The sequence below is a fragment of the Bradyrhizobium sp. 63_E2_N1_3 genome (genome assembly GCF_052076005.1).
Classification (GTDB): Bacteria; Pseudomonadota; Alphaproteobacteria; order Rhizobiales; family Xanthobacteraceae; genus Bradyrhizobium; species Bradyrhizobium barranii.
This window is the reverse complement of sequence record NZ_CP197235.1, coordinates 8,058,196-8,083,915: the sequence shown is the minus strand read 5'-3', so window position 1 is coordinate 8,083,915 and position 25,720 is coordinate 8,058,196. Positions and strand designations below refer to the sequence as shown.

The 25,720-nt window shown below is 65.0% G+C and carries 24 protein-coding genes; 11 read left to right on the top strand and 13 right to left on the bottom strand.

All coding sequences use genetic code 11. The features are described from left to right. Window positions 1–47: 47 nt before the first annotated feature. Complete coding sequence (locus tag AB7531_RS38435) at window positions 48–4,163, top strand: bifunctional diguanylate cyclase/phosphodiesterase (RefSeq protein ID WP_441280255.1); 4,116 nt, start codon at window positions 48–50, stop codon at window positions 4,161–4,163. On the opposite strand, the gene AB7531_RS38430 is transcribed toward AB7531_RS38435, so the two are convergent. From AB7531_RS38430 to AB7531_RS38410, 5 genes are all read right to left on the bottom strand, one after another. Beyond that, on the bottom strand, window positions 4,137–4,478 hold the full coding sequence (locus tag AB7531_RS38430; protein WP_063985656.1) for a hypothetical protein: 342 nt from the start codon (window positions 4,476–4,478) through the stop codon (window positions 4,137–4,139). The genes AB7531_RS38435 and AB7531_RS38430 overlap by 27 nt on opposite strands. A gap of 223 nt (window positions 4,479–4,701) precedes the next feature. Next, window positions 4,702–5,694 (bottom strand): UDP-glucose 4-epimerase GalE, encoded by a 993-nt coding sequence (galE, locus tag AB7531_RS38425; RefSeq protein WP_028147948.1) that lies wholly within the window; start codon window positions 5,692–5,694, stop codon window positions 4,702–4,704. Between the two features lie 19 nt (window positions 5,695–5,713). Further along, window positions 5,714–6,520, bottom strand: coding sequence for a WecB/TagA/CpsF family glycosyltransferase (locus AB7531_RS38420; protein ID WP_063985655.1), 807 nt, complete (start codon window positions 6,518–6,520; stop codon window positions 5,714–5,716). Further along, entirely contained in the window at window positions 6,513–8,891 is a 2,379-nt protein-coding gene (locus tag AB7531_RS38415) for an exopolysaccharide transport family protein (protein ID WP_441280254.1), read from the bottom strand. The genes AB7531_RS38420 and AB7531_RS38415 overlap by 8 nt, the downstream gene beginning before the upstream one ends. Window positions 8,892–9,173: 282 nt before the next feature. Continuing rightward, entirely contained in the window at window positions 9,174–9,974 is an 801-nt protein-coding gene (locus tag AB7531_RS38410; RefSeq protein ID WP_063985653.1) for a class I SAM-dependent methyltransferase, read from the bottom strand. Between the two features lie 396 nt (window positions 9,975–10,370). On the opposite strand from AB7531_RS38410, the gene AB7531_RS38405 reads away from it, so the two are divergent. Next, complete coding sequence (locus AB7531_RS38405; protein ID WP_063985652.1) at window positions 10,371–11,399, top strand: glycosyltransferase family 2 protein; 1,029 nt, start codon at window positions 10,371–10,373, stop codon at window positions 11,397–11,399. 6 nt (window positions 11,400–11,405) lie between these two features. On the opposite strand, the gene AB7531_RS38400 is transcribed toward AB7531_RS38405, so the two are convergent. Next, entirely contained in the window at window positions 11,406–12,392 is a 987-nt protein-coding gene (locus AB7531_RS38400; RefSeq protein WP_038942514.1) for a glycosyltransferase, read from the bottom strand. Window positions 12,393–12,638: 246 nt separating this feature from the next. Between AB7531_RS38400 and AB7531_RS38395 the strand changes: the two genes are divergently transcribed. From AB7531_RS38395 to AB7531_RS38385, 3 genes are all read left to right on the top strand, one after another. Beyond that, window positions 12,639–13,706 (top strand): glycosyltransferase, encoded by a 1,068-nt coding sequence (locus AB7531_RS38395; RefSeq protein ID WP_063986713.1) that lies wholly within the window; start codon window positions 12,639–12,641, stop codon window positions 13,704–13,706. A gap of 50 nt (window positions 13,707–13,756) precedes the next feature. Further along, window positions 13,757–15,109 carry an O-antigen ligase family protein gene (locus AB7531_RS38390; RefSeq protein ID WP_063985651.1) on the top strand — a complete coding sequence of 451 codons (1,353 nt, stop codon included), beginning with the start codon at window positions 13,757–13,759 and terminating at the stop codon, window positions 15,107–15,109. A gap of 117 nt (window positions 15,110–15,226) precedes the next feature. After that, window positions 15,227–16,369, top strand: coding sequence for a GNAT family N-acetyltransferase (locus tag AB7531_RS38385; RefSeq protein ID WP_231143642.1), 1,143 nt, complete (start codon window positions 15,227–15,229; stop codon window positions 16,367–16,369). 21 nt (window positions 16,370–16,390) lie between these two features. Here the strand turns inward: AB7531_RS38385 and AB7531_RS38380 are convergent, their stop codons facing one another. Continuing rightward, window positions 16,391–16,930 carry an RBBP9/YdeN family alpha/beta hydrolase gene (locus AB7531_RS38380; RefSeq protein ID WP_063985649.1) on the bottom strand — a complete coding sequence of 180 codons (540 nt, stop codon included), beginning with the start codon at window positions 16,928–16,930 and terminating at the stop codon, window positions 16,391–16,393. A gap of 122 nt (window positions 16,931–17,052) precedes the next feature. Between AB7531_RS38380 and AB7531_RS38375 the strand changes: the two genes are divergently transcribed. Beyond that, on the top strand, window positions 17,053–17,529 hold the full coding sequence (locus AB7531_RS38375) for an Lrp/AsnC family transcriptional regulator (protein ID WP_063985648.1): 477 nt from the start codon (window positions 17,053–17,055) through the stop codon (window positions 17,527–17,529). Between the two features lie 113 nt (window positions 17,530–17,642). Beyond that, a complete protein-coding gene (locus AB7531_RS38370; RefSeq protein ID WP_063986712.1) occupies window positions 17,643–18,527 on the top strand; it encodes a protein-L-isoaspartate O-methyltransferase family protein in 885 nt (294 codons plus the stop codon). 15 nt (window positions 18,528–18,542) lie between these two features. On the opposite strand, the gene AB7531_RS38365 is transcribed toward AB7531_RS38370, so the two are convergent. The 4 genes from AB7531_RS38365 to AB7531_RS38350 form a co-directional block, all read right to left on the bottom strand. Next, complete coding sequence (locus tag AB7531_RS38365) at window positions 18,543–18,761, bottom strand: hypothetical protein (RefSeq protein WP_187388105.1); 219 nt, start codon at window positions 18,759–18,761, stop codon at window positions 18,543–18,545. A 44-nt stretch (window positions 18,762–18,805) separates the two neighbouring features. Continuing rightward, window positions 18,806–19,405, bottom strand: a complete 600-nt coding sequence (gene wrbA, locus AB7531_RS38360) for an NAD(P)H:quinone oxidoreductase (protein ID WP_063985647.1) — start codon at window positions 19,403–19,405, stop codon at window positions 18,806–18,808. Between the two features lie 163 nt (window positions 19,406–19,568). Continuing rightward, window positions 19,569–20,267 (bottom strand): pirin family protein, encoded by a 699-nt coding sequence (locus tag AB7531_RS38355; protein ID WP_028147960.1) that lies wholly within the window; start codon window positions 20,265–20,267, stop codon window positions 19,569–19,571. Between the two features lie 50 nt (window positions 20,268–20,317). Beyond that, on the bottom strand, window positions 20,318–21,070 hold the full coding sequence (locus AB7531_RS38350) for an SDR family NAD(P)-dependent oxidoreductase (protein ID WP_063985646.1): 753 nt from the start codon (window positions 21,068–21,070) through the stop codon (window positions 20,318–20,320). A 117-nt stretch (window positions 21,071–21,187) separates the two neighbouring features. On the opposite strand from AB7531_RS38350, the gene AB7531_RS38345 reads away from it, so the two are divergent. Together AB7531_RS38345 and AB7531_RS38340 are read left to right on the top strand one after the other, a co-directional pair. Then, window positions 21,188–22,126, top strand: a complete 939-nt coding sequence (locus AB7531_RS38345; protein ID WP_028147962.1) for a LysR family transcriptional regulator — start codon at window positions 21,188–21,190, stop codon at window positions 22,124–22,126. A 129-nt stretch (window positions 22,127–22,255) separates the two neighbouring features. Further along, on the top strand, window positions 22,256–22,777 hold the full coding sequence (locus AB7531_RS38340; RefSeq protein WP_063985645.1) for an REP-associated tyrosine transposase: 522 nt from the start codon (window positions 22,256–22,258) through the stop codon (window positions 22,775–22,777). Between the two features lie 128 nt (window positions 22,778–22,905). Here AB7531_RS38340 and AB7531_RS38335 read toward each other — a convergent pair whose 3' ends face one another. Further along, window positions 22,906–23,163, bottom strand: coding sequence for a hypothetical protein (locus tag AB7531_RS38335; protein WP_063985644.1), 258 nt, complete (start codon window positions 23,161–23,163; stop codon window positions 22,906–22,908). Window positions 23,164–23,313: 150 nt separating this feature from the next. Here AB7531_RS38335 and AB7531_RS38330 point away from each other — a divergent pair, with 150 nt between their 5' ends. Continuing rightward, window positions 23,314–24,300, top strand: a complete 987-nt coding sequence (locus AB7531_RS38330) for a tripartite tricarboxylate transporter substrate binding protein (RefSeq protein WP_063986711.1) — start codon at window positions 23,314–23,316, stop codon at window positions 24,298–24,300. A gap of 95 nt (window positions 24,301–24,395) precedes the next feature. Beyond that, entirely contained in the window at window positions 24,396–24,749 is a 354-nt protein-coding gene (locus tag AB7531_RS38325) for a cysteine rich repeat-containing protein (RefSeq protein WP_063985643.1), read from the top strand. A gap of 72 nt (window positions 24,750–24,821) precedes the next feature. Here the strand turns inward: AB7531_RS38325 and AB7531_RS38320 are convergent, their stop codons facing one another. Then, complete coding sequence (locus AB7531_RS38320) at window positions 24,822–25,688, bottom strand: adenylate/guanylate cyclase domain-containing protein (RefSeq protein WP_063986710.1); 867 nt, start codon at window positions 25,686–25,688, stop codon at window positions 24,822–24,824. Window positions 25,689–25,720: the final 32 nt, after the last annotated feature.

Below are 25,720 nucleotides of genomic sequence, written 5' to 3'. Positions count from 1 at the left end.
ATAAAGCACCCGGGAGAATTAGGCAGAAATGCCCGGGAGCTGAGACCGTGCAGACGACCCTCGCGCGCACCTTTGCAGCGTTGAGCGCCATCAACGAAGCGATCCTTTACGCGAAATCGCCGGACGAGCTGTACCAGAAGGTCTGCGACGCCGGGTTTTCGAGCGGAGACTTTTTGGCCGTTGCGGTTTTCCTGGTGGGGCCGGATGGCCGGCGGCTGTGCTTTGCGGCCGGTTGCGGCGATGACATTGCGCGGCTGCGTTCGCTCGAGATCACGACCGACTCCGGCACGCCCGAGGGAGCGGGTGTCGGCGGCGAAGCCTTTCGCAATCAGAAGCTGAGCATCAGCAACGACTACCTGAATGATCCTCGCTCGCTGGCGTGGCGCGAGGGCGCAGCCAAGGCCCACATCGGCGCGGCGGCTGCGCTGCCGCTGCTCTGCAACGGCAAGAGCGTCGGCGTGCTGTATGTGACCCGCAGGGAAGCCGGCTCACTGAACGAGCAGATGGTGTCGCTGTTCGAGCGCATGTCGGCCAACATCTCCTATGCGCTGGACAATTTCGCGCGCGAGACCGCGCGGCAGACCAGCGAGCTCGCGACGCGGCGGCTCAACCGCATGTTCGGCGCGCTCAGCGCGACCAACGAAGCCATCCTGCGTGCGAAGACCGAGCGGGAATTGTATCAGCTCGTGTGCGACGCCTCGGTGCACGGCGGCAAGTCGCTGGCGACCTTCGTTCTGCTGAAAGAGCAGGACTCGCATTGGCTGAAGCCTGTCGCCGGCACCGGCGAGAATCTGGAGATCGTGGCCCGGACCCACTACTCCGTCGACCCCGAGAATCCCTATGGTCGCGGCATTTCCGGCGAGGTGTTTCGAACCCAGAAGCCCCATGTCGAACGTGATCTCGCGCGTCGCACCAGGGGAACGCCGTGGGAGCAGGCCAATCTCAACACGGGTGTTGCCGCCTGCATCGCGGCCCCCCTGATCCGGAACGGCGAGAGCATCGGCGTCATCCTGTCCTTCCTCAGCAAGTCCTGGGCGAAGGATGAGGGGGTCGTCGCGCTCATGCTGCGCATCGCCGAGAACGTCTGCTTCGCGATCGACAATTTCGACCGTGAGGCCGAGAAGGCGCGGATCGCCGAGGAGGAAGACCGCCTGGCGCGCATGTACGCGGCACTGAGCGCGACCAATGAGGCGATCCTGCGCGCACGCTCGCGGGCCGAGCTCTTCGACCTCGTTTGCGAAGCGACGGCGAAAGGCGCCAAGTTCACCTCGGCCAACATCGCGCTCGTCGATCACGATGCCGAGCTGCTTCGCGTCGTTGCTTGCTACGGGCCGAACGCGGATATGGTCCGAAATTTCAAATTCTCCACGTCCGACCAGGTGCCTGAAGGCCGAGGGCTGACGGGAACCGCTTTCCGCACGCGCCAGCCCTGCCTCAGCAACGACGTGCTGTCCGACGACAGGATCAAGCCCTGGCAGGCCAATGCCCGCCGCAACGGCATCGGCTCCTCCGCGGCGCTGCCGCTGTTCAATGGCGACAGGGTCGAAGGCGTCTTCCTCTTCAACTCGCCGGAACGCGGCACGTTCACGCCAGAATTCGTCGAGCTGCTGCAACGGCTCCAGGCCAATGTCGCCTTCGCGCTCGAGAACTTCGATCGCGCCGACGAGAAGGCGAAGGCCGAGATGCAGCGCAACCGTCTTCGGGGCATGTTGGAGGCGCTGAGCGCGACCAACGAAGCGATCATGCGCGTGAAATCCCGCGCCGAGTTGTTCGAAGCCGTGTGCGAGGCCGCCGTGCTCGGCGGAACGTTCTCATCTGCCACCATCGCCTTGGTCGATCCGACGGCGCGCTTTCTCGACATCGTCGTCACCAAGGGCGAGTGTCGCAGTCACGTCGAGAACTGGCGTTTCGCGACGTCCGCCGATGAGCCCGAAGGACGGGGGCTCGCCGGCACCGCATTTCGCACCAAGGCACCCTGCGTCGCGAACGAGCTCCTCACGGACGTTCGTGCGACGCACTGGCGTCGAATCGCGCGGGATCAAGGGACGAAATCCGGCGGCTGCTTCCCGCTGCTGAAGAACGGCACCGATGCCGTCGGCGTCCTTCTGTTCCTTTCGCCGGACGAAGGCACCTTCACGCCTGACCTCATCCAGTTGCTGGGGCGCCTCGCGGAGAACGTCTCCTTTGCGCTCGACAATTTCGCCCGGGCCGAGGAGCGGTCACGGGCCGAGGCGCAGAAGGAGCGCCTGACGCGCATGTTCGCCGCGCTGAGCGCCACCAATGAGGCGATCGTGCGGGCCAAGTCGCGCACCGAGCTGTTCGAGCTGGTGTGTCAGGCCGCGTCCACCGGCGGCAAGTTCACATCGACGACCATTGCGCTGGCCAAAGCCGACAGCGACCAGCTCGCGATCGTCGCGGCCGCAGGGCCGTCTGCCGAAACCACGAGGAACGTTCGCCTCTCCATCGACGCCGACCGGCCCGAGGGGCGCGGCATGAGCGGCACCGCGTTCCGCACCCGGCAGCCCTGTGTCAGCAACGACTATGTCAACGACAGCCGTGTGAGCGCCTTCCACGCCGTCCTGCAAGGCGACGGCGCGCGCTCCGGCGCGGCGTTCCCGCTGATCACGCACGGCCAGCCCGTCGGCGTCATGATCTACATGTCGACCGAGCAGGAGACCTTCACGGCCGAGTTCGTCGAGCTGTTGCAGCGCCTCGCCGACAACGTCTCCTTCGCGATGGAGAATTTCGATCGCGCCGACGAGAAGAACGAGGCCGACGAGCGGATCGAATACCTCGCCTCGCATGACAGCCTGACCGACCTGCCGAACCGCGAGACCTTCAACGGGCTGTTGCGGGAGGCGATCGACGAAGCTCAGCGCCACGATCATCGTTTCGCGGTGTTGTTCATCGATCTCGACCGCTTCAAGGTCATCAACGATTCGCTCGGCCATGAGGCCGGCGATCTGCTCCTGCTCGAAGTGGGGAGCCGACTGCGCGGCGCGCTGCGGGAAACCGACGATGTCGCACGCCTTGGCGGCGACGAGTTCGTGGTGATCCTCGACCAGTGCGGTGAGATCGACGATGTCCAGCGCATCGCGACCGGGCTTCTCGTGGCGCTCGCCGAGCCCATGGAGCTGGCCGGCCACGAATGCCACACCACGGCCTCGATCGGCATCGCGATGTATCCGGCCAACGGCTCCGACGTTCAGACGCTGACCAAGAACGCCGACATGGCGATGTATCTCGCCAAGGAGGACGGCAAGAACGGCTATCGCTTCTTCTCCAAGGAGGTGAAGACGCAGTCGATCGAGCGGCTGTCGCTCGAGAGCGCGTTGCGCCGGGCGTTGGAGCGCGAGCAGTTCTCGCTGAACTACCAGCCCAAGGTGGACATGGAGACCGGCCAGATCACCGGCGTGGAAGCGCTGCTGCGCTGGACGCACCCGGATCTCGGCAGCATCTCGCCGGCCCAATTCATTCCGCTTGCGGAAGAGACCGGGCTGATCGTGCCGATCGGCCGCTGGGTGGTGAAAGAGGCCTGCGCGCAGGCCATGGCCTGGCAGCGTCGTGGCCTGTTGCCGGTGTCGATGGCGGTCAACCTGTCGCCGCGGCAGTTTGTCGACGAACATCTGTTGCAGGACGTCGACGAGGCGCTGGCGGCGTCCGGCATGTCGCCGGTACTGCTCCAGCTCGAGGTCACCGAGAGCATGATGATGCGCAATGTCGGTCGTGCGCTGAAGGTGCTCGACGCCATCCAGAGCCGCGGCATCCGCCTCGCCATCGACGATTTCGGCACCGGCTATTCGTCGATGTCGCTGATGAAGCATTTTCCGATCGACACCATCAAGATCGACCGCTCCTTCGTGCGCGACCTGCCGCAGGATTCGGAGAACCAGGCGATCGCGCAGGCGATCATCAGCATGGGCAAGGCGCTCGGCATGACCGTGGTCGCCGAAGGCGTCGAGAACGCCGAGCAGGAAGCGTTCCTGCGCGCCCATGGCTGCGACGAGATGCAGGGCTTCCTCATCTCCAAGCCGGTGCCGGCGCGGCAGATGGCCGAGCTGCTGCGGCCGATGGAGCTGCCTGTCGCGCCGCCGCTCCAGCCGGAGCCTGACCTCGCTGCGACCGAAGCCGCGGCGTTACGGCTGAAACGCGCTGTCATCTGACGGCTGCGGGTGCAGTTCGCGGACGTTGTCTTGCTTGATGTCCGCTTTGCGCGGAAAATCATCCGGCCAGGGCTGCGAGGTTTGCTCGGCGAACAGCTCAAGGAGGGCATGCGCACCTTCGGCAAAGCTTGAGCCGTCGCCGAGGCCCAGCTCACAACACCAAACCTGTCGCATCGGCTCGTGCGCGTCGACCACCGCCATCGCCGGTCCCCACCACCAGGCCGGTGCGGGCGAGCGTTCGTCCTCCGGCACGGCGTGCCATAGGACGAGCTCGTCCATCACGCGCTCGAATTGCAGGCTTGCGGCCTGATGCATTCGCTCCGTGCTCCCTGGGCCGCGCCTGAAAGCAGGCCGATGCCCGGACTCGATCGTGGCCTTCGCTGTGAAGAACAGGCTCGCGCTATTGGCGGAGCCTCACATGCCGCTTCCATTGGCGGCCATAAGAGCAACATGCGGCGGTCGGGACATGCGCCGCCGCCGGCTGTGATCATCTCTTTAGCCGCTCGGGGGCCCGACCGGCAAGCCGTAATACGGGTGTCTAGCGCGTCCTGAGCGGATGCGCTGTCTGGTGCCAGGCCCAGGCAGTCCGGATCACCGTCGGCAGGTCGGAATGGCGCGGCACGAAGTTCAGCACTTTTCGCGCGGCAGAGGCATCGGCGACCAGATAAGTGGGATCGCCGGCGCGACGCGGCTTCATGGTGTGCGGCACCTCGCGCCCGGTCTCCTGCCTGATGGCGTTCAGGATCTCGCGGACCGAAAAGCCGGAGCCGGTGCCCAGATTGAAGCTGCCGCCGGCATGTCCCGTTTCCAGGAGCTTCAGTGCTGCGACATGCGCCGCAGCGAGGTCGGTGACGTGGATGTAGTCGCGGATCGCGGTGCCGTCCGGCGTGTCGTAGTCGTCGCCGAACACGGCGAAGTCGACATGGCCCTGGAGCGCCATCATGGCGCGCGGAATGAGATGCGTTTCGTTGTCACGCAATTCGCCGATGCCGCCGGCCGGGTCGGCGCCGCTGGCGTTGAAATAGCGCAGGCAGAATGCGCCGAAGCCATAGGCTGCGCGATAATCGGCGAGCATGCGCTCGATCATCCATTTCGACGCGCCGTAGGGATTGATCGGCGCGCAGGGGAAGTCCTCCGGCAGCTCCTTGGAATCGGCGTTGCCGTAGACGGCGCCGGTCGAGGAGAACACGATGCGCTGGCAGCCTGCGTTGCGCATCGCCTGCAGCAGCGACAGCGTGCCCTGGACGTTGTTGATGTAGTATTTCTGCGGGTCGGTCATGGACTCGCCGACGAGGCTTGCCGCCGCGAAATGCATCACCGCCGTGACCTTGTGGTCGGCGAAGGCGCGCGCCAGCGCGGCGCCGTCGAGCAGGTCGCCCGTCACCAGCGGACCGGCGACGAAGCTGCGATGACCTGTCGAGAGATTGTCATAAACGACGGGCTGATAGCCGGCGGCAGACAGTGCGCGGCAGGCATGCGAGCCAATATAGCCCGCGCCCCCTGTGACGAGGACGGTCGGTCGGTCGGTCATGTCGTCTTCTACTCTTCTCTCAGCGATTGGAAGGCCGTTTGCGGCTGAAGAGAAGATAGAGCGCACGAGGGTTGGTGGTCAAATAGCGCCAGAGCAGGCGGCGCGGCTCGAGCCATGTGCGCCAGGCCCATTCGAGTCCGATCTTCTGCATCCACTGCGGCGCGCGGGACCGGCTGCCCGATAAAAAGTTGAACAAGCCGCCGGATGTCTTGATAACGCCAACATTGGTCAGCAGCGGCGTGTATTGCTCGACGAATGCCTGCTCGTTGGGCACGCCGAGCGCGACCCAGAGGTAATCCGGCGCGAGCGCGTTGATCTCCTCGACTTTCGCGCGCAGGGCGTCGCCGCGCAGATAGCCGTGGCTGTACCCGACGATCTTGAGGTTCGGATACAGCCGCTGGACATTCGCGACCGCCGCGGCGTTCTCTTCCTCGCTGGCACCGAACATGTAGAAAGTGCGGCCGACGGCTTCGGCCTTGCGCGCGACCACGTGGAACAAATCGGTGGTGGCGACGCGCTCCGGCAGCGGAAACCAGGATTGCAGCTTTGACGCCGCGACCAGCGGCTGGCCATCGGCGTTGATGAGGTCGGCGCCGCGGAACAGGCGTTCGGTCTCCGGTTCGGTCGAGCAGCGCGCCAACACCTCGCCATTGGCCGAGGTCAGGTGCAGCGGACGGCCGATGCGATGTCTGGGATCGGTGGCCTCGATCATGAAATCGGCAGTTGCTTCCAGGTCGAGCGCGGCCATGCGAAGGCCGCCGATAGTGATCCGCGGCACGTCGGCGGTTGCGGCCCGGCCGTCCAGATTGACGCGGCGCTCAAGCATATTGTCTGCCTCGCTGGCGCGCTTGAGTTGCGGGGGTGAGCTCGTCGAGCACGACGCCGACGAGCTTGCGCTCGGCGCGGCCGAGCGTGTTCAGGATTTCTTCCAGGCCGTCGTTGATGTCGAGGCTGGTCGGCAGCACTGCCACCAGCGCGTCGGCGTCGTCGAGCAGCTTGCGGCTGGCTGCACCAAGCGGCGTCACGGGGCCGTCGAGGATCACGAGATCGTAGCCGCCGGCGGCGCGCGCCTGCTCGATGGCCTTGCGCATGGCCTCAGTCGCCTTGCCGGCATCGCCGTCGGCGGCCGGCAGCACCGAGATGCCGTTGACCGTCTTGATCTCGCGCGAGGCCTTGCTGCCGATCGAGAGCCAGCCGAGCCGGCTTGGCTCGCTCTTGCCGGGGCGGCTCACCTTGTTCGAGAGCGAGTGTGCCTGATGGTCGGCATCGATCATCAGCACGCGGGCGCCGTCGCGCGCGGCCGCGAGTGCGAAATTCAGCGCGGTCACGCTGCGCCCGGTGGTCTCGCCCGCGCCGACCAGCGCGATGACCGGCATGGCCTTGCCGCCGGCACGCCCGGCCACGGCAGTGCGCATGTCGCGCCAGGCGTTGAGCAGCGTCGTCAGCGGAAAGCCGGGGCGGAGCGTCGGCCAGCCCAGCCGGGTCAGATCGACGCCGCCACCGGTGGCGAGGATGGCGCCGAGCGTGTGAATGACGTCGGCCTCCTGGAGGCGCGCGATCAGCGGCTTTCCGATCAGCGTGTTTTCGTCCATCTCAGGCTGCAGCGATGGCGCGGCTAGCTCCGGTAGAGATTGCGCAATTTCCGGAGCTCGCGGAGCCGGCTGCGGCTGGGCTGCTTCCGGTGTCCGCGAAATCTCCGGCGCTCGCGGAGCCCGCGGTGCCGGCGTGCGCTCACGACGGGCCGGTGTGGGCGCTGCCGGCGCGGTCGCACCGGCGGACAGCAGCTCGGCCGCGACGAACCAGCTTGCAGCAGCGAGCGCACCGAAGATGAAGCCGATCATGGCAAACATGCTCATCGCCGGCGGGAACGAGCGCCGCTGCGGCACGGTGGCTTCGCCGATGACGCGGGCCGCCGAGGTGTTCAGGGTCTCCTGCTCCTCGGTCTCGCGCGAGCGCTTGAGGAAGGACTGATAGACGTCGCGGCTTGCATCGGCCTCGCGTTCGAGCTCGCGCAGGCGCACGGCGGCCTGGCTGAGCTGAACGCTCTGCCGCTTCTGCGCTTCCAGGGCCCGGTTGAGCGAGGCTTCAAAGTCGCGGGCGCGTGTCAGATCGTTCTTGGCGGACTGCGCGAAGCGATCGATCTCTTCGTTGATGGTGCGCTTGAGATCCTCGACCTGCTTCTCGGTCTGGCGCAGCGCCGGATGCCGCGGGCCGAGCTCGCCGGCCTGCTCCGCATATTTCTTGCGGGCGTCGGCATATTGCGCGCGCAGGTTTGCGATGGTAGGCGATTGCAGCGCTTCCGAATTCGCGCCGGCATCGGCAGCGGTGCGCCGGCTCGCTTCGATCTGGTCGAGCCGCGCCTGTGCGTCCATCGTCGCCGCGCGGGCCGCGGAAAGCCGCTGGTTGCTGGCGGAGAGCTGCTGGTCGCTGATCAGCGCGTCCTGGGTGCCGACGAAATTGTTCTGGGCCTTGTAGGTGGCGAGCGCGGTCTCGGCACTGCGCAGCCGCTCGCGCAACTCCTTGAGGCGGCCGGAGAGATCGTTGGTGGCGCGTCGCGCGGCCGAAGCCTGCGAGTTGCGGGATTCGGCGAGGTAGGCATTTGTCAGCGTGTTGGCGAGCATCGCCGCTTTCGCCGGATCGGTCGACCAGACCTCGATGTCGACGATGAAGCTCTTCTCGGTCTTGCGGACCGTGACGTGCCTGTTCAGCGCGTCGAGCGCCGCGAGCTGCACTTCCTTCGTCTCCGCGGCGGAGGGCGCGCGGGGCTGAAGGCCGATCAGGCCGAGCAGCGACGACATCAGGCTCCTGGCGTCACCGCCGCCGCCGAATTCGGGATCCTTGTCCAGATTGGCCTGCTGGATCACCTGGAGCAGCACGCTGTTCGAGGTAATCAGGCGCGCCTGGCTCTCCACCACCATGGCCATGCCGGAGACGTCCTGCGCGCGCGGCGTGAGCTCGCGATCGACGAGCTGAAGCTCGCGCGGGTCGACATAGAGCTGGGCGGTGGCGGTGTAGCGGGGCGTCACGCTCTTGCCCGCGGTGACGGCAAGCGTCGCGCCGAGGAGCGCGGCAGCGGCAATCGCGATCTTTCGCCGCCAGAGCAGATTGACGAGCTCCAGCACGTTGAAGCCGGCTTGAGGCCTCTGCTGCGGGGCCTCCGGTCCGGCCCGATCTATCGGCTGGTTGTAGTCAAGCATAGTCCCCAGCTTTCATTCCAACGACCGCGGGCTGAGGGGTTACTCTTCGCTTTACGCCACGCACCCGGGATATAGATGCCCAATCAACGCAACAGGGAAAATTAACCATACTCATTGAGGGACTATTCACCGAAATGGCAAACAAAGCGTTTAAGCGCATGCCACTCTTCGACGCGTCGCGATGACGCTGAGGTCCCCAAGGAATTAACGGTTCGTTACCGCGCGCAGCGATGCCGCAAGGCTTCGCTCGTCCCGCGATGGACCGCGCGCGTGCCATGATCGTCAGCGCTTCCTCAGAATGACGTGGTAATCACCGCGGCGAACGTCGATCCTGCCCGGCAGCACGGCGTTCATCACGGCGGCGCCGGCATCGACCAGAGCGGCGAACAGCGGCTTGCGCCGGCGCATCTCGGGATAGCGCGGACTCTCGACCTCGCGGCGGTAGATCATCTCGAGGCCGTTGGCCGCGGCGAATGTTTCGAGCCGCGGCAGCGTCACCAGCGGATGGAAGAAGGTCGGGAACGGCGGCTCGCCGGGCAGGCCGGCATCCTTGATGCCTCGGATATTCCGGTAGAACCAGACATGAAACCAGTGCGGCGAGTATTTGGTGACGACGCCCGACAGCGAGCGCGGATTGGGTGCGCCGATCAGGATCATTCCACCGGGCTTGAGTGCGTCGCGGAAATTCAGGAGCGCGGCATCGACATGGGGCAGATGCTCGATCACGTTGTAGCAGATCACCAGATCGAAGGTTTCGCGTCCAAAGCTGTAAGTCTGCACGTCGCCTAGGATCGCCTCGTCGGCGTAAGTGTTGTTGCGGACCTGATCCTCGTCGATGTCGACGACGGTGACCTTGCTGCGGTTGAGCAGCTCCGGTGGCAGAACACTGCACGAGCCGCCGCCGGCCTCATAGGTGGCGAGCTGGCCCTGCGGCAGCTCGCGGCGGAGCACGTCGTGGACGGCGAGCAGGCTGTCGCGGGCTTCGCCGGGGACCAGATCGTGCAGCGCCTGGGTGCGTGCCGTGGCCGTTGGGATTTGGATCGCCGTGGCTGTCGCGAAATCGATCGAGGCTGGCTTGTTCATTTTTTCTGACCGCGCTTGTTCGACTCAAATTTACAGGAAAAATCTCGCATGCCCGAAGAGCAAATCCGGTGCCGGGCCGCTTCACCGGTCGCGGTGCTTACGGTCGGGTTAATGCGGGCAGGCGTTAACTACGGCATTGTCCATGTTGCGCTGTTGTGCGCGTGATGGACTGCGAATTGCACTATCACGTATGCAGGGACTTGCAGGAGAAACGCGCAAAAGCGGTTAAGTGTATGGAGGGCGGGAGATCGGCGGCGTTGCGCCGTCGCGAGCCTCGGGCCCGCCGTTCATTTTGGGGCTGATATGTCCCGCGGCGATGTGCCGTCGCAGGACAGCGCCGATTGCTGCGCGATTGACGCAGGGCTTTTTCAATACATATCGGACATCTAGGATGCCATGACGCTGATCCCGACAGACCTTTCCGCCAGCCGGATCTCGGATGCCGTGCGCGATCCCAACCGGGAGATCGCGGCGAGCTCCCGCGTCATCGACCTGTCGGTCGGCATCGTCGTCTGCATTCCATGCTTCCGCCGCCCGCACCATCTGCGGCTGACGCTGGACTCGCTCGCGAGCCAGCGCACGCCGCGCTCCTTCGCGGTGGTCATGGTCGAGAACGACGCGGTGGGGCGCGAAAGCACGCCGGTTGCCGCGGAGTATCTGGCCGACGACCGGCTCCAGGGCGTTTGCCTGGTCGAGAAACGGCAGGGCAATTGCCAGGCGATCAACGCCGCCTTCGAGACGGCCCAGGCGCTGTTTCCGGCCGCGACCCGCTTCCTGATGATCGACGACGACGAGATCGCCTCGCCCGACTGGCTCGAGCTGATGGTTCGCACCGCGGAGGCGACCGGCGCCGACGTGGTCGGCGGGCCGGTGCTGCCGGTCTTCGACGACGACAGCAAGCCCTGGCTGGCACGTCATCCCGCCTTCTGCCCCGCATATGATTACAGCGGCGCGGTGCCGCTGATCTATGGCTGTGGCAACTGCCTGATCACGCGCGCGGCGTTCGAGCGGTTCGATCGTCCCGCCTTCGACCTGCGCTTCAATTTCCTCGGCGGCGGCGATTGCGATTTCTTCGTGCGGTGCCGCGATGCCGGCATGATCTTCCACTGGACGGCAGAGGCGGTCATCACCGAGACCGTGCCGCAAAGCCGCACCAGCCTCGGCTGGATCGCCAAGCGCAGCCTGCGTATTGGCGCTATCAATTATCGCGTGCAGTACAAGGCCGCACAGAGCGCAGGCGCGCGGGCGCGGGTGTTCGCGCAGATGCTAGGACGGCTGCCGCTGTCGCTGGTGCGCTCGGCCCGTCTGCTCGCGACATCGAAGGCCGTCGTCGCCATGCATCCCGCGCTGGTCGCGCTTGGCTCAATGCTCGCGGCGCTCGGCTTCGCTCCGAAGCCCTATGAGGCCTCGAAAATCGTGTCGTGACGCGGGTTAGATGCCCAAACGGGCGAGGGCGACCCTGACCGCGGCGCGGGGCAGCGATTTGAGCGAGCGCCGGCCGACCATCCCGAGATAAGCCAAGGCGTCGCGATATCTGCCGAAGCGGACCGCCTGCATCGCCGAATAGGTGACGAGATGGACCTCGGCGGCCTGGCGCAGCCCGGCCGCCGTACCCTCGGGCAGTCTCGCCAGGATCAGCCCATCGTCGAACACCCGCGCGATCGCAGGGAAGAAGTCCTTCGGCGTCCGCACCGCCGCATTCATGGTGTTGGCGGTGTGCAGGCGATAGTCGAGCAGGAGCTTTGGTGCGAACTCGAACTCGCCGATAGCGGCGAGGCGGCACCAGCAATGCCAGTCCTCGCAATATCTGAGGGACGTGTCGAAGCCGCCGATGGCGCGGAACGCCTCCGCACGTGCGAGCGCGATGCCGCCATTGACGATGAAATTGCCGGCCGCGAGCCGCGCCAGCACGTCGCCTGACGGCTTGCGGCGTCCCTTCAGCAGGCCCCGCCGGCCAATCTGCCGTCCTTCGCTGTCGATCGTGTTGTAGTCGCCGTAGACGAGAACCGCGCGCGGAGCACCGCGGGCCGCCGCCAGCAGCGCCGCCACCGCGCCGGGGCGCAGGCGGTCGTCGGCATCGAGGAAGAGCAGCCATTCGCCGCTCGCATATCGTGCGCCGAGATTGCGCGCGGCGGATACGCCGGCGGAGTCGTTGGTCATCAGGCGCAGCCGCGGGTCACGAATGGCGCGGACAATGGCCGTGGTGGTGTCGCTCGAGCCGTCGTCGACGACGATCACTTCGGTGATCTCGCCTTGCGCCAGTGCGCTGGCGAGGGTTTCGCCGATATAGGCCGCAACGTTCTTGGCGGGAATGACGACGGACACCGATGTGGTTGAGCCGGCCGGCAGCGGGAGACGCGGCGCCGGAACGACGCGCGAGGTAGCCGGCAAATCGAGAACATCTTCGGCAGTGATCAGGGCCACGGCTCGCCTTTAAGGGTCTGTTAACCAGGGCGCATCTGCCGACTGGCATTGCGATCAATCGCGACATTGGCCCGCCGCGAATGATACTCGCATTACGGCCAAATCGTTGTCGCGAAGGCCTGCGTGTTTCTGGTTTCGTAGATTAGCGTTAAGCCGCGGGCATTAAGCCTGTCGCAAATTTAAGAGTGCGACAGCGGGTCCCATGCGAGAATGCGGACCTGTTTGCCGCGGATGGATCTAGTGCCCGCAAAGACGTTCGAACACGACCCCGATGCCATGGTCCTCAACCTCTTCTACGAGGACAAGGACGATCGCTGGTTTCCCGGCGACCGGCATCTGCGGCGCATGGCGCGCCGGATGCTGCTCGGTGAGCCGCGCATGAGCGGGCAGCTTCGCGTGTTCCTCAATCTCTGCGCAGGGCTCGACCGGCTCGGCATCCGCTACCGCGTCAACGATTACGGCTACATCGCGCAGCATCCCGACGAACTCGCCTGCATCATCGGTCGCACCTTCCTGCTCGACAAGTTCGCGTGGAAGAATCCGATCCTGCTCGGCGTCGCCGCCCACAATCATCCGCTGGACGATCCTGATCTGTTCAAGCGGCTGCCGGTGAAGAAGGTCGTGGTGCCCGGCCCTTGGTACGTCGACATGTACCGGCCGTACTGGCCCGACACGGAGGCCTGGCCGATCGGCATCGACACGGATCTCTGGGCGCCGTCGGCGCCGTCGCAAAAGACCGTCGACGTCCTGATCTACGACAAGGTCCATTGGGACCGCGAGCGCTATGCGCCGGAGCTGATCGAGCCCGTCCGCGCCCGGCTCCTCAAGGAGGGCCGCTCGTTCACGGAATTGCGCTACGGCAGCTACAAGGAAGAAGACTATCAGGCCGCGCTGGCGTGCTCGCGCGCGATGATCTTCCTGTGCCAGAACGAGAGTCAGGGCATCGCCTATCAGCAGGCTCTGTCCTGCGGCGTGCCGGTATTCGCCTGGGATCCCGGCGGCCCGTGGCGTGACCCGGATTATTATCCGCACCGCGTCCGGTTCGCACCGGTGTCGTCGGTGCCGTATTGGGACAACCGCTGCGGCGCCAAGTTCATCGACATCGCGGGGTTCGAGGCTGGCTGGGACCGTTTCTGGGCCGGCTGCACCGCTGATGCGTTCGATCCGCGCGGCTTCGTGCTCGACAATCTCACGCTGGAGCAGCGGGCGCTGCAATATTACGAGATCGCGCGCAGCATCGTGCGGCCGCAGGCGGCAACGCAGGCCTCGGCCCTATTGGTTGACGGATGCTTAACAAGGATGGGCTAGACTCAAAGCGTCCCCGGCTTCACCACCTGCCTTGAGCCATGGATCGAAGCATGGATCGCAGCGCCGCTGACATGACCGACGTGGAGACCCGAACGCTGGGCCGCGTCCTGCACGATGGGCTCGCGGGGCTGAATGCCGCGCGGGCGGCGCGCTGCCTCGTCGCGGTTGCGGCGCTGCTGCTGGTGCTGATCACGCTCGATCCGTTTCCTGACCTTCGCAACGAGGATGTGACCACGGTCGTCGGCGGGCGCATGGCGCTCACCTATATCTCCTGGGGTCTGCTGGCTGCGGTCGCGATGTTGTTCGTCGCCGCCACCGATGCGCCTGCGCTGAAGAGCCTGGTGACGCCGCTGCATCTTTGCCTCGTCGGCTGGCTGTTGATCAACATCGTCTTCTCCGAGAGCCGCGGCGTTTCGATCCAGCGCTTCGTGCTGGCGGTCAGCGTGACGTCGCTCGCCATGCTGTTGCCATTGCTGCCGCCGACACAGCGGACTTTCAACCTGTGTCTAGGCGGCGCCGCGCTCGTGCTGCTGGTGCTGTGCTATCTCGGCGTCTTCCTCGCGCCGCAATATTCGATGCACACCGCGCTCGATCTCACCGAGCCGCAGCTTGCCGGCGACTGGCGCGGCAGCTTCGGCCACAAGAACATCGCTTCGCCGGTGATGACCATCCTGGTCTATGTCGGTATTTATCTCTGCGGCGTCGGCTCGTTCGTGATGGGGCCCGCGATCGCCGCGCTTGCCGGCATCTTCCTGATCTACACCGGCGGCAAGACGTCGACGGTGCTGTGCCTTGCGATCTACGCGCTCGCCTCGCTGGTCTATGCCACGCCAGGCCTGTGGCTGAAGCGGCTCATCTGCTTCGTGCCGCTGATCGTGATGAACCTGCTGACGGTCGGCAGCGTCTTGAGCCCGGCGCTCGGGGCGCTGACGCGGCTGCTTCCCCTCGATCCCACCTTCACCGGCCGGTCCGCCATCTGGGAATTCGCGCTCGCGGCCGTCGCCGAGAAGCCGATCATCGGTCACGGCTATGCGGCGTTCTGGGACGACGTGACCGCGCGGCAGACCGCCCAGGGGTCCGAATGGGCGACGTCCGCGGCGCACAGCCACAACAGCTATCTCGACCTCGCGGTCACCATCGGCCTGCCGGGGCTGATGCTCGTGATCCTCGTCTTCGTGCTCGCACCGCTCGGCAATTTCCAGTCGGCCCAGGCTCACAACCGTAGTCGCGCGCTGGCAAAACTGTTCCTCACCGTATGGCTGTTCGGCCTGTATTACGGGGCCACCGAGACGTTCCTGCTCGAACGGCAGAATCCGATCTGGTTCATGTTCGCGCTTGCAGTGGCTGGCCTGCATTTCCTCGCCAGGTTCCAGTGCGTCGAACAGACGGAACCGGAGCGCTGACAGCTTGTCGCAGCCGGAGCGATAGTGATGTTGGCTTAACGATAAGCCGTTACGTCACTTGTGGTCTGCGACAAACATAATCTATCTGGAAACATTCAGTAATCGCATGTCCCGCGGATGACGTTTCTCAGCGTCGAGCAATCAGATGGTCTTGTGTCCAGCACGTCGGGAATCGCTGTCGATTTCGTGCGTGACTGGCGGCAGGCCGCATCGCGCCTGAGCGTGGGGCATCGCACCGCATTCCAGCACGGTTACTGGCTCGGCGCATGGTACGAGGCGTTTCACGGCTTTGCACCGCTGATCGCATTGATCTCCGATGCCGCGACCGGCAAGGACATCGCGGTGGTGCCGATGATCAGCCACATCAGGCGCGGCATCCGCATCGTCGAATTCGCCGACCTCGGCGTCTCCGACAACAACGCGCCGATCCTGGCGCTCGATGCCGCGTTGGACGCTGCGGCGACGGATGCGATCGGCAGGGCGCTGGTCGACGCGGTGCGCGCCTTGCCCGACTGCTTCGATCTGCTGCGGCTGAAGAAGATGCCGGCCCATGTTGGCGACAAGCCGAACCCGCTGGTGTCGCTCGGACGGATCGGATCCTGCTCGCTCAACGGCAACCTCGTGCTGACGGGCGACGACTATGAAGCCTATCGGGCCTCGATCAAGCGCATGCAGATGCCGCGCTGCTGGCGGGTCTTCAGCCGTCATGCCGGCGCGCGGTTCGAGATCGCCACGGATGTCGCGCGTGCGCGCGAGATGCTGGACGTGATGGATGTCCAGCAGCAGGCCCGCATGCGAAAGCTCGGCTCGCGCTTCGTCCTCAACGACGACGCTCATGCCCGGTTCTATCGCGAGGTCACCCGCCAGGGTATCGCGGAGGGCTATGCCGTCATCTCGGCGCTGGTCTGCGACGAGGCCGTCGTCGCCACCACGTTCGGTGTCAGGTTTGGTGCGAGCTATTTCCTTCTGCGTATCAGCCACGCCGCCGATTCATGGCCGAACTGCTCGCCGGGGCTGCTCGTCACCGAACGGACCATGGCGGCGCTGCATGCAGAGGGCGTGCGCCGTTTCGATCTGAGCATCGGCAACCAGGACTACAAGCGCCGCTTCGGCGCCGAGAAGGTCGCGTTGACCGATGTCAGCATCGCGCTGTCCTGGCGCGGCGCTCCCTATGCATGGCGCGACCATACCGCGCAGAACCTGCGTCGCTATCCCAGGCTCGCCGCCTTCGCCAGCAGGGCGATACGCAAGATGCGGTGACGGAGGCCGTCAGTACGCGCGTCATCTCGAAAGGCCGGCACTGAAGGCGTCCAGCAGCGCGCGACCCTGCGGCCAGTCGCCGAGCCCGCTCGACGCATTGATGTGGCCAAGGGCGCCCAGCACGATCAGACCGGACTTCCAGGCACGCGCCCGCTGCTGCGTCTTATCGAGCCTGCCAAAGGGATCGTCGGTGCTGGCGATGATGAGCGAGGGGAAGCGCAGCGTGCGGTCCGGCACCGGCTTGAACGCAGCCGCCTCCGCGGGAAAATTGGCGCCATCGGGATCGGGCACCGCGACCAGAAAAGCACCCGCGATCGTGGATGGGAAGCGCGTGGCCCAGTGCGCCACCAGCAGGCAAGCGAGGCTGTGTGCGACCAGCACCGGCGGTTTCGCGCAGCGCCCGACCGCCTGCTCCAGGGATTGCTCCCAATCGGCGAGCTCCGGCCGGTCCCAGCTCGCCGGCTGAAACCGCGTGAAACGTGTATCGTTGCGCTCCCAGAGTGTCTGCCAATGAGTTTCTGCGGAGCCGCCGAGGCCGGGCAAGGTGATGATGTCGTGCATGATCGTCCCGTGATATCTGAGATGCACGTGCAGTGTGGCCGGTCTTGGCGCTGCGTCACATGGCAAGTCATCGGCGAAAGAGATCATCTGCCGATGATCTCAAGGTGGAATGGAGAATTGTCTTGGATCGCTTCGGAAGCATTGACACCAAGGATCTGAAGATCCTGGAGGCATTGCAGGTCAATGCGCGCGTGCCGCTGTCCGAGCTCGGCCGTTCCGTCGGGCTGTCTCAGCCGGCCATCTCCGAGCGCGTGAAGCGGCTCGAGGAAGCCGGGATTATCGAAGGCTACGGCGCCCGCATCAATCCGCGCGCGCTAGGGCTCGGCCTGATGGCGCTGGTCCGCCTGCGCACCTCGCATGAGCACATCAAGACCTGCCTCAAACGGTTCGGCGAGATTCCGCACATCGTCGAAGTCCATCGCGTGACCGGCGATGATTGCTTCGTGCTCAAGGTGCTGGTTCCGGCGCCGGAAGATCTGGAGACGATCGTGGATCGTATCGCCGGCTTCGGCACTGTGACGACCTCGCTCGTGCTGCGGAGCGAGCCGGCGCGACCGATCGGTAAAGACCTCATCAGGAAGAAGACCGAACGCGGTTGAGGCGTGGCCCGCGCGATCGACACGTCACCGGGCTGTCACAAAGCCTTCGATTGCGCCGAGCTTCGATGATCGCGCGCGTTGTGCTATCGTCGCCCCCGCTTTCCGGAGGCGACATGGAAGATCGTTCGGCGAAATATCGCGCATTCTATGCGCAGTTGATCTGCGCTGCGGCCAAGACGACGGATCCCCGTATCGAGCAGGCCTTTAGCACGGTCAGGCGCGAACCCTTCGCCGGACCCGGACCGTGGTCGATCTCCGTCGGTGGCCATCCCTATGTCGTGACGCCCGACGATGATCCCGCCTTCCTCTATCAGAACACGCTTCTGGCGCTGGATCCGGCGCGCGGCCTCAATATCGGGATGCCGGGCGCGCACGCCTATTGGCTCAGCGGCTGCGGTGTGCGGGAAGGCGAGACGGTGATCCAGATCGGTGCGGGCAGCGGCTACTACACGGCCCTTCTCGCCGAGCTCACGGGACCTTCGGGCCGTGTCCATGCCTATGAGATCGACGAAGGCCTGGCGGCGCTCGCGCGCGAAAATCTGAAGGACATCCCGCATGTCGAGCTGGAAGATCGCTCGGGCATCGCGTCCGATTTACCGGGAGCGGATGTGATCTATGTCTGTGCGGGTGCGGCGCAGCCGGCCACGGAATGGCTCGATGCGCTGCGGCCCGGCGGCCGGCTGGTGTTTCCGTTGGCGCCGGAGGGCATGCTCGGTGGCATGTTGATGATCACGCGCCCGGACGAGGGCACGGTCTGGCCGGCGAAATTCCTGAGTCGAGCCCAGTTCATCGGCTGCGCGGGACTGCAGGACGCGGATGCCGGCCGGCGATTGGCCGAGGCGTTCGCGAAAGGATGGGAGAGCGTACAGTCGCTGCGCAGAGGCGGCGCTCCGGACGAGACGTGCTGGTTTGCCGGTGAGGGCTGGTGGCTTTCGACGGCTGCAGCACCCGTTCCGACGGATTCAATCAAGCCCCACGCCGACCTCACGCAGGCGTGACGGACCGCTCGCGCCTTACGATTTCGCGCACCCGGCGCAATGCAACCGGCCGCGCGAGGCGCGGAACAGGCTGCGGCAATACCAGCGCCGCGCCAATGCTTGCGCAGGCCTGCGGATCATCTGCGCGATCAACAAGAGTTCGAAAGCCATTCGTATCGCTTTGGTCAAATATCCCGACCACGTAAATGGGGCGGCGTTCCCGAATGAGAACGCCGCCCGCGTCGCATCAGCCATGCAGTCGTTCGTGCATAAAGCCTAACTGCGCTCAGCCATGAAGTTCAGCCATGAAGTTTCTTGGCGGTCTCCGCGATCTGGCGGCCCTGATAGCGCGCGCCGGCGAGCTCGTTGGCGCTGGGCTGGCGGCTGCCGTCACCGCCGGTGATCGTGGTGGCGCCGTAGGGGGCGCCGCCGGTGACCTCGTCGAGCTTCATCTGGCCGGCAAAGCCATAGTTCAGACCGACCACGACCATGCCGAAATGCAAGAGGTTGGTGATGATCGAGAACAGCGTCGTCTCCTGGCCGCCATGCTGGGTCGCGCTCGCGGTGAAGGCGCCACCGACCTTGCCGTGCAGCGCGCCCTTGGCCCAGAGCCCGCCGGCCTGGTCCAAGAAGTTCGCCATCTGCGAGGCCATGCGGCCGAAGCGGGTGCCGGTGCCGACGATGATCGCATCGTAATTGGCGAGGTCCTCGATCTTGGCGACGGGCGCAGCCTGGTCGACCTTGTAGTACGAGGCCTTGGCGACCTCGGCCGGCACCAGCTCAGGCACGCGCTTGATGTCGACGGTGGCGCCGGCCTCGCGCGCGCCTTCGGCGACGGCATGGGCCATCGCTTCGATGTGGCCATAGGCGGAATAATAGAGGACGAGAACTTTGGTCATGGTGGTCTCCGTTGGGATCGATGTTGACTGTTTGTGGGGGACGTCATGTCCGGGCAGAAGCGCGAAGCGCGTCTTCGCGCTAGATGTCCCGGGCATCCACGTTCTTGTGCGCCCATGGTGGGGCGTGGATGGCCGGGACAAGCCCGGCCATGACGGATAGCGCTTAAGCCGCGTCGACGAGCACGAGCTCGGAATCTTCCAGAGCCGTGATCTTCAGCCTGTCCTCGTCGCGGATCGCGGCGCCGTCGCGGGCATTGACGCGCACGCCGTTGATTTCGACCGCGCCTGCCGCTGGCACGAGATAAAGGTGGCGCGACTTCTGAGCTGAATACTCAGCCGTTTCGCCGGCCTTGAGCGTGGTCGCCAGCACCCGCGCGTCGGCGCGGATCGGCAAGGCGTCCTTGTCGTTCTCGTCGCCGCTGGCGATGGTGACGAGCTTGCCGGAACGGTCCGCCTTCGGAAACGGCTTCGAGCCCCAGGTCGGCTGGCCCCCGCGCGCCACAGGCTCGATCCAGATCTGGAAGATGCGGGTCTTGGTCGGCTCCAGATTGTACTCGGAGTGGCGGACACCGCTGCCCGCGCTCATCACCTGCACGTCGCCCGCTTCGGTGCGGCCCTCGTTGCCGAGGCTGTCCTGATGGGTGATCGCGCCTTCGCGCACATAGGTAATGATTTCCATGTTGGCGTGAGGATGGGCGGGAAAGCCGGTGTTCGGCGCGATCTCGTCGTCGTTCCACACCCGCAGGGCGCCATGACCCATGTTGTTTGGGTCGTAGTGGCTGGCGAAGGAGAAATGGTGCTTGGCCTTGAGCCAGCCGTGATCGGCGCCGCCGAGCTTTGCGAAAGGTCTGAGTTCGATCATCTGCGTAATTCCTTTGTGTGATCCTTTGGGTTGAACGGGTGGCGCCTTGATCAGGCGCCGAACCCGCCGTCGACGTTGAGCACTGTGCCGGTGACGAAGGAGGCTTCCGGGCTTGCGAGGAACACGACGCCGGCGGCGACTTCCTCGGGGCGGCCGAAGCGCTGCAGCGCGTGCTGCTTGCGCTGCGTCTCGGCGAACTCGCCGCCGTCCTTCGGGTTCATGTCGGTGTCGATCGAGCCGGGCTGCACCACGTTCACGGTGATGCCGCGCGGGCCGAGGTCGCGTGCCGCGCCCTTGGTGTAGCCGACGACGGCCGCCTTGGTGGCGACGTAGTCGGCAAGCCCCGGGAACGAGGCGCGGTCGGCGAGCATGGAGCCGACGGTGACGATGCGGCCGCCTTCGCCCATCAATTGCGAAGCAGCGCGGATCGCCGCGATCACGCCGTGTACGTTGATGGAATCCTGCCGCTCAAGCGCGGCCGTGTCAGCCTTCGCATCATCGATCGCTCCGCCCGCGGCAACGCCGGCATTGTTGACGAGGATGTCGAGATGGCCGAATTCCTTGGCGACGTCGTTGACGAGCTGCGTCACGTCCTTGGCCGAGGCTTGGTCTGCCTTGAAAGCGCGCGCCTTGACGCCGCGGGCCTTGAGCTCGGTAACGACCGCCTCGGCCTTTTCCGGCGAGGCGACATAGCTGATGGCGACATCCGCGCCTTCATCGGCGAGAGCGCGGGCCGAGGCCGCGCCGATGCCGCGCGAGCCGCCGGTGACGAGGGCAACCTTGCCTGAGAGCTTCTTGGTCATTGGATTTCTCCATTCCTGAATGTCTGATGACCCTTGGATAAGCCTCCGTCTGTGGTATAGAAATAGAAACTGTTGAAACGCATTGTTTCCTGAAATACCCCAATTGGACCGGCGCACATGGCAAAACTCCCCGATTTCGAGGCGCTCGCGATTTTCGCAAAAGTCGTGGAATTACGGTCGTTTGCGGGGGCCGCGAGCGAGCTCGCGATGTCCAAGGCAACGGTGTCCAAGGCGGTCACGCGGCTGGAGGAACGACTCGGTGCCCGGCTGTTCAACCGCACCTCGCGGCGGCTGGCGCTGACCGATGCCGGGCACAAGCTCGCCGAACGCGCCACGCGCCTGCTCGTCGACGGCGAGGCGGCCGAGAACGAGGCGCTGGCGCAATCGGTGGCGCCGCGCGGCCTGGTCCGGCTCGCTGTGCCCATGACGTTCGGGATCAAGGCGGTGGCGCCGTTGCTGCCGGAGTTCTTCGAAACCTATCCGGAGGTCTCGGTCGATCTGCATCTGAGCGATGCGACGATCGATCTGATCGGCGAGGGTTTTGACATGGCGGTGCGGATCGCGCGGCTGCCGGACTCTTCGCTGATCGCACGGCGGCTCTTCACCATGCCGCGCTTCACGGTGGCGGCGCCGTCCTACCTCAAGAAACATGGCCGGCCGACGCATCCGATGCATCTCGCCGAACACAAATGCTTCAGCTACGCCTATCTCTCCACGCCCAATGTCTGGAACTACACCAATTCGGCAGGCGAGCAGGCCAGCGTCCGTCCGGGCGGACAGCTTCGCGTCAACAACGGTGAAGCGGTGATGCCGGCGCTGATCGCCGGTCTCGGCATCGCCGAGCTGCCCGAGTTCATCGTCGGCGAGGCGATTTCGTCCGGCGAAGTCGAGGTGATCCTGAAAGACTGGAAGCAGGCCGAAGGCGCCGTGCATCTGGTCACGCCACCCGGCGGCCCGCGCCCCGCACGCGTCGAGGCGCTCGGCGATTTTCTCGCGGCGAAGCTGCCGGGCACGTGCAAGCGGCGGCCGAAGAAAGGTGTCAACAAAGCGGGGTAGATCCCTTGGTGGGCACGGCGCGTTGCGCCTTTGCCCACCCTACGTGATCTCGCTAGTCTATCCTGCAAACGGCTATCGTAGGGTGGGCAAAGCGAAGCGTGCCCACGCCTTTGCCTGATGGGATCGCAGATGTCTCGATATCGGCGCACACAAGGCAGCACATTCTTCTTTACGGTCGTGCTCGCCGATCGTTCAAGCACTCTGCTCGCGGATCATGTTGATCGCCTAAGACGAATTTACCAAACCGTTCAGCAGCGCCGACCGTTCGAGACCGTCGCGATCTGTATCCTGCCCGACCATCTCCATGCCATTTGGTCGCTCCCGAAGAATGATTCCGACTTTTCGTCGCGTTGGAATTTGATCAAGGGCGGTTTCTCGCGAGGATTGGAAGCGCAGGAGCGCTCGGCAAGCAAGTCACTCAAGCGCGAGAAGGGAATTTGGCAGCGCCGCTACTGGGAGCACGCGATTCGAGACGACGCGGACTTGGAGCGCCACGTCGATTACATCCACTTCAATCCAGTGAAGCATGGCCTCGTCACGCGTGTGCGCGATTGGTCGCTCAGCAGCTTCCATCGCTACGTCGACCAAGGCACTCTCCCCGTGGATTGGGGAGGGGATATGCGGGATATCGCGGGGCAGTTCGGAGAATGATGGTGGGCACGGCGCGCGAAGAGCGCGCCTTTGCCCACCCTACGAGATCTCGCTCGTCGATCCTCCGCACAACTATCGTAGGGTGGGCAAAGCGAAGCGTGCCCACCATTTCAGATTACGACTTCCGATCACGACACCTTCACGCCGTTGATCGCGACAATGCGCAAGGCTGGCTTCAGCGTCTCCTCCAGCTGCGACTTCAGTTCATGAACACGCGGGTCGTTCGAGCGCGCCGCGCAGGCGGTGTATTGATGGACCGATTGCGCCAGGGCGCGCCGCGCTTCCGGCGTTCGCGTCAATTCGGGCTTTGAAAGCCGCAAGACGATCGCTGCGAGATTCACCAGCATCTCGTCCAGGGCGACGTCGATGGTCGCAAGATTCCGCATCACTCACTCCCTCAAGAGGGCAACAGCGGGTTCACGGAAGCGTTCCGGGCCGGACCGAACATGGTCAATACTTCGTAAACGCCTTGTTCTTGCCGCTCGGCCGGTTAGGCTGCCAGCGAAACAAAGATAATCGGGGGCGAGGGGACTATGATGGATCGACGCGATCTCTTGCGCGCCGCTGCGGCATTGCCGTTGTTGCGGGCTGCTTTACCTGACAAGGCCTTCGCGCAAGCCTATCCGGTGCGCAACATCACCATGATCGTGCCGTTTCCGGCCGGCGGCCAGGCCGATCTCGCGGCGCGCCCCGTCGCGATGGCGCTGGAGCGGATCCTCGGCAAGCCCGTCATCGTCGACAACCGCGCCGGTGGCGCCGGCGGATCGGTCGGCAATGCCGCGGCGGCGCGCGCAGAGCCCGACGGCTACACGCTGCTGATGACGCTGTCCTCGCTCGCGGTGCTTCCCGAGGCCGACCGTCTGTTCGACCGACCCGTTGCCTACGAAGTCTCGCAGTTCATGCCGATCGCGCGCGTCCTCGCCGATCCCACGCTGCTCGCGGTGCCGGCCTCGGCGCCGTGGAAGACGGCGCAGGATTTCGTCGAGGATGCGAAGAAGCGGCCGGGCCAGATCACTTACGGCTCGTCCGGTCCTTACGGGACGCTGCATGTCGCGATGGAGATGTTCGCGAGCAGCGCCGACATCAAATTGCTGCATGTTCCGTTCCGCGGCGCGGGCCCGGCGCTGACCGCGCTGCTCAGCGGCACCGTGCAGGCGATAGCAGCCGCGCCCGGTACCTTGAAGCCGCAGGTCGACGACGGCAAGCTGCGCGTGCTCGGCAATTGCGGCGCACAGCGCATCGCGAGCTTCCCCGACGTTCCGACCTTTCAGGAGCTCGGCTACAAGGACGTCGAGATGTACATCTGGGCCGGGCTCTTTGCGCAGAGCGCTCTTCCTGCGCCGGTCGCGAGCCGCCTGCGCGAAGCGATGGCGAAGGTGATGACGAGTCCGGATGTGCTCAGGAGCTTCGAGGCCTCGGGCAGTCTGGCCGCCTATCAGGACGCGCCGGCATTCTCGCAATTCGTGGCGACGGACAGCGCGCGGCTGATCGCGGCGGTGAAGAAGATCGGCAAGGTGGAATAGGTTCCCGCCGCATTTTCACATTTTTTTGTTGGTTCAGAACCTGACCGCGTCTCATTGATTGAAGACAAATCAAGGGAATCGAGAAGGATCGGGATATGCGAACAGAGCGGATTGCGCTGGGTCTGGCGCTTGCAGTCAGCGGCATCGTCGCGCAGGGCGCGGCGTCAGCCCAGGACTATCGCGGCACAATGGAACAGCAGATGGCGTGCACGCCGGATGTCTGGCGCCTGTGCAGCGACCAGATTCCGGATACGAACCGCATTGTGGCCTGCCTGCAGCAGAACACGCCGCAACTTTCGAGCGCATGCCGGGCGGTGTTCCAGTCGAACAACCAGGCCCAGCCGCAGCAGCCGGTCCCGCGCGGCCGGTCTGTGCCGCCGCCGCGCTACAACAATGCGCCGCCGCCTGTCGCCGCGCCACCACGTCCCTATGATGATGACAACGACTAGAGCATGATCCGGAAAAGTGTGATGCGATTTTCCGAAGAGGTCATGCTCAAGTCATAACCTGAAGCGACCGTCTCACTCCCGACTCGTTTGGCGCTCCCGCTTGCTGTTCGGCTCGGGTCGCTGCCGGAGCGCTGTCCGCAAGAGGGCACCGAAGAGCAATGCTGCGACTGGCCAATGGAACCAGATCTTGTGCATGCCGGTGAAAACGTTGATCAGAATCAGAAAGCCCGAAACCGTGAGGGCCACTGCAACCGGGCGGGGCAGCTTCGCCAGCCAATCCGAGACGAAGCCCATCCAGGTGGATGGCTCGTGCCTGCTGTCAATCCATCGCGCGCCAGTTTCCGAATCTGCAACTGCCCGCCCCTGGGAAGGGAGGCTTTCGTCAACCGGGAAGCTCCGTCGCCCAGCGCTTTGGCCGCTCATGGCCACGCGATAGCTGGTCATGGGAGCAACGTTCTTCATTGGTCGCTGGCCGAGACAGTCGAAGCCAACGGACAATTTGTTGTGCACCTGATCGTAGACGGAGCTTGAGATCACAACGCCGCCGGGTTCGGCGAGCTCTTGCAGCCGCGACGCGATATTGACTCCGTCGCCGTAGATGTCGGACCCGTCCACCATCACATCGCCGAGGTTAATGCCGATGCGAAACCGCATCGGGTTCGCGTGAGGTGGGTCCGAATCCTGGTTGGAAATTTCCTGCTGAATTTCGACCGCACATTGCACGGCCTCGACGACGCTGGCGAACTCGGCGATCACAGCATCGCCCCAGGTATTCACGATCCGGCCGTCATGACGCTCCACCAGTCCCGCAAAGGCAGTGCGGTAGCGGCGCAGCGTCTCCAACGTTCCGGTCTCGTCTGCCTCCATGAGGCGAGAATAGCCCTGCACGTCAGCGCACAGGACGGTGGTCAATCGTCGTTTCACCTTGTCGTCGGTCATGGTCCATATGGTAGCCTCCCTGACCGGCAATT

What these genes read in the sequence shown, in the direction of transcription:
- AB7531_RS38430 (WP_063985656.1), bottom strand. Translation starts at nt 4,478, where the DNA reads ATGCATCAGGCCGCAAGCCTGCAATTCGAGCGCGTGATGGACGAGCTC.
- galE (WP_028147948.1), bottom strand. Translation starts at nt 5,694, where the DNA reads ATGACCGACCGACCGACCGTCCTCGTCACAGGGGGCGCGGGCTATATT.
- AB7531_RS38420 (WP_063985655.1), bottom strand. Translation starts at nt 6,520, where the DNA reads ATGCTTGAGCGCCGCGTCAATCTGGACGGCCGGGCCGCAACCGCCGAC.
- AB7531_RS38415 (WP_441280254.1), bottom strand. Translation starts at nt 8,891, where the DNA reads ATGCTTGACTACAACCAGCCGATAGATCGGGCCGGACCGGAGGCCCCG.
- AB7531_RS38410 (WP_063985653.1), bottom strand. Translation starts at nt 9,974, where the DNA reads ATGAACAAGCCAGCCTCGATCGATTTCGCGACAGCCACGGCGATCCAA.
- AB7531_RS38405 (WP_063985652.1), top strand. Translation starts at nt 10,371, where the DNA reads ATGACGCTGATCCCGACAGACCTTTCCGCCAGCCGGATCTCGGATGCC.
- AB7531_RS38390 (WP_063985651.1), top strand. Translation starts at nt 13,757, where the DNA reads ATGGATCGCAGCGCCGCTGACATGACCGACGTGGAGACCCGAACGCTG.
- AB7531_RS38385 (WP_231143642.1), top strand. Translation starts at nt 15,227, where the DNA reads ATGACGTTTCTCAGCGTCGAGCAATCAGATGGTCTTGTGTCCAGCACG.
- AB7531_RS38380 (WP_063985649.1), bottom strand. Translation starts at nt 16,930, where the DNA reads ATGCACGACATCATCACCTTGCCCGGCCTCGGCGGCTCCGCAGAAACT.
- AB7531_RS38370 (WP_063986712.1), top strand. Translation starts at nt 17,643, where the DNA reads ATGGAAGATCGTTCGGCGAAATATCGCGCATTCTATGCGCAGTTGATC.
- AB7531_RS38365 (WP_187388105.1), bottom strand. Translation starts at nt 18,761, where the DNA reads ATGGCTGATGCGACGCGGGCGGCGTTCTCATTCGGGAACGCCGCCCCA.
- wrbA (WP_063985647.1), bottom strand. Translation starts at nt 19,405, where the DNA reads ATGACCAAAGTTCTCGTCCTCTATTATTCCGCCTATGGCCACATCGAA.
- AB7531_RS38355 (WP_028147960.1), bottom strand. Translation starts at nt 20,267, where the DNA reads ATGATCGAACTCAGACCTTTCGCAAAGCTCGGCGGCGCCGATCACGGC.
- AB7531_RS38350 (WP_063985646.1), bottom strand. Translation starts at nt 21,070, where the DNA reads ATGACCAAGAAGCTCTCAGGCAAGGTTGCCCTCGTCACCGGCGGCTCG.
- AB7531_RS38345 (WP_028147962.1), top strand. Translation starts at nt 21,188, where the DNA reads ATGGCAAAACTCCCCGATTTCGAGGCGCTCGCGATTTTCGCAAAAGTC.
- AB7531_RS38340 (WP_063985645.1), top strand. Translation starts at nt 22,256, where the DNA reads ATGTCTCGATATCGGCGCACACAAGGCAGCACATTCTTCTTTACGGTC.
- AB7531_RS38335 (WP_063985644.1), bottom strand. Translation starts at nt 23,163, where the DNA reads ATGCGGAATCTTGCGACCATCGACGTCGCCCTGGACGAGATGCTGGTG.
- AB7531_RS38330 (WP_063986711.1), top strand. Translation starts at nt 23,314, where the DNA reads ATGGATCGACGCGATCTCTTGCGCGCCGCTGCGGCATTGCCGTTGTTG.
- AB7531_RS38325 (WP_063985643.1), top strand. Translation starts at nt 24,396, where the DNA reads ATGCGAACAGAGCGGATTGCGCTGGGTCTGGCGCTTGCAGTCAGCGGC.
- AB7531_RS38320 (WP_063986710.1), bottom strand. Translation starts at nt 25,688, where the DNA reads ATGACCGACGACAAGGTGAAACGACGATTGACCACCGTCCTGTGCGCT.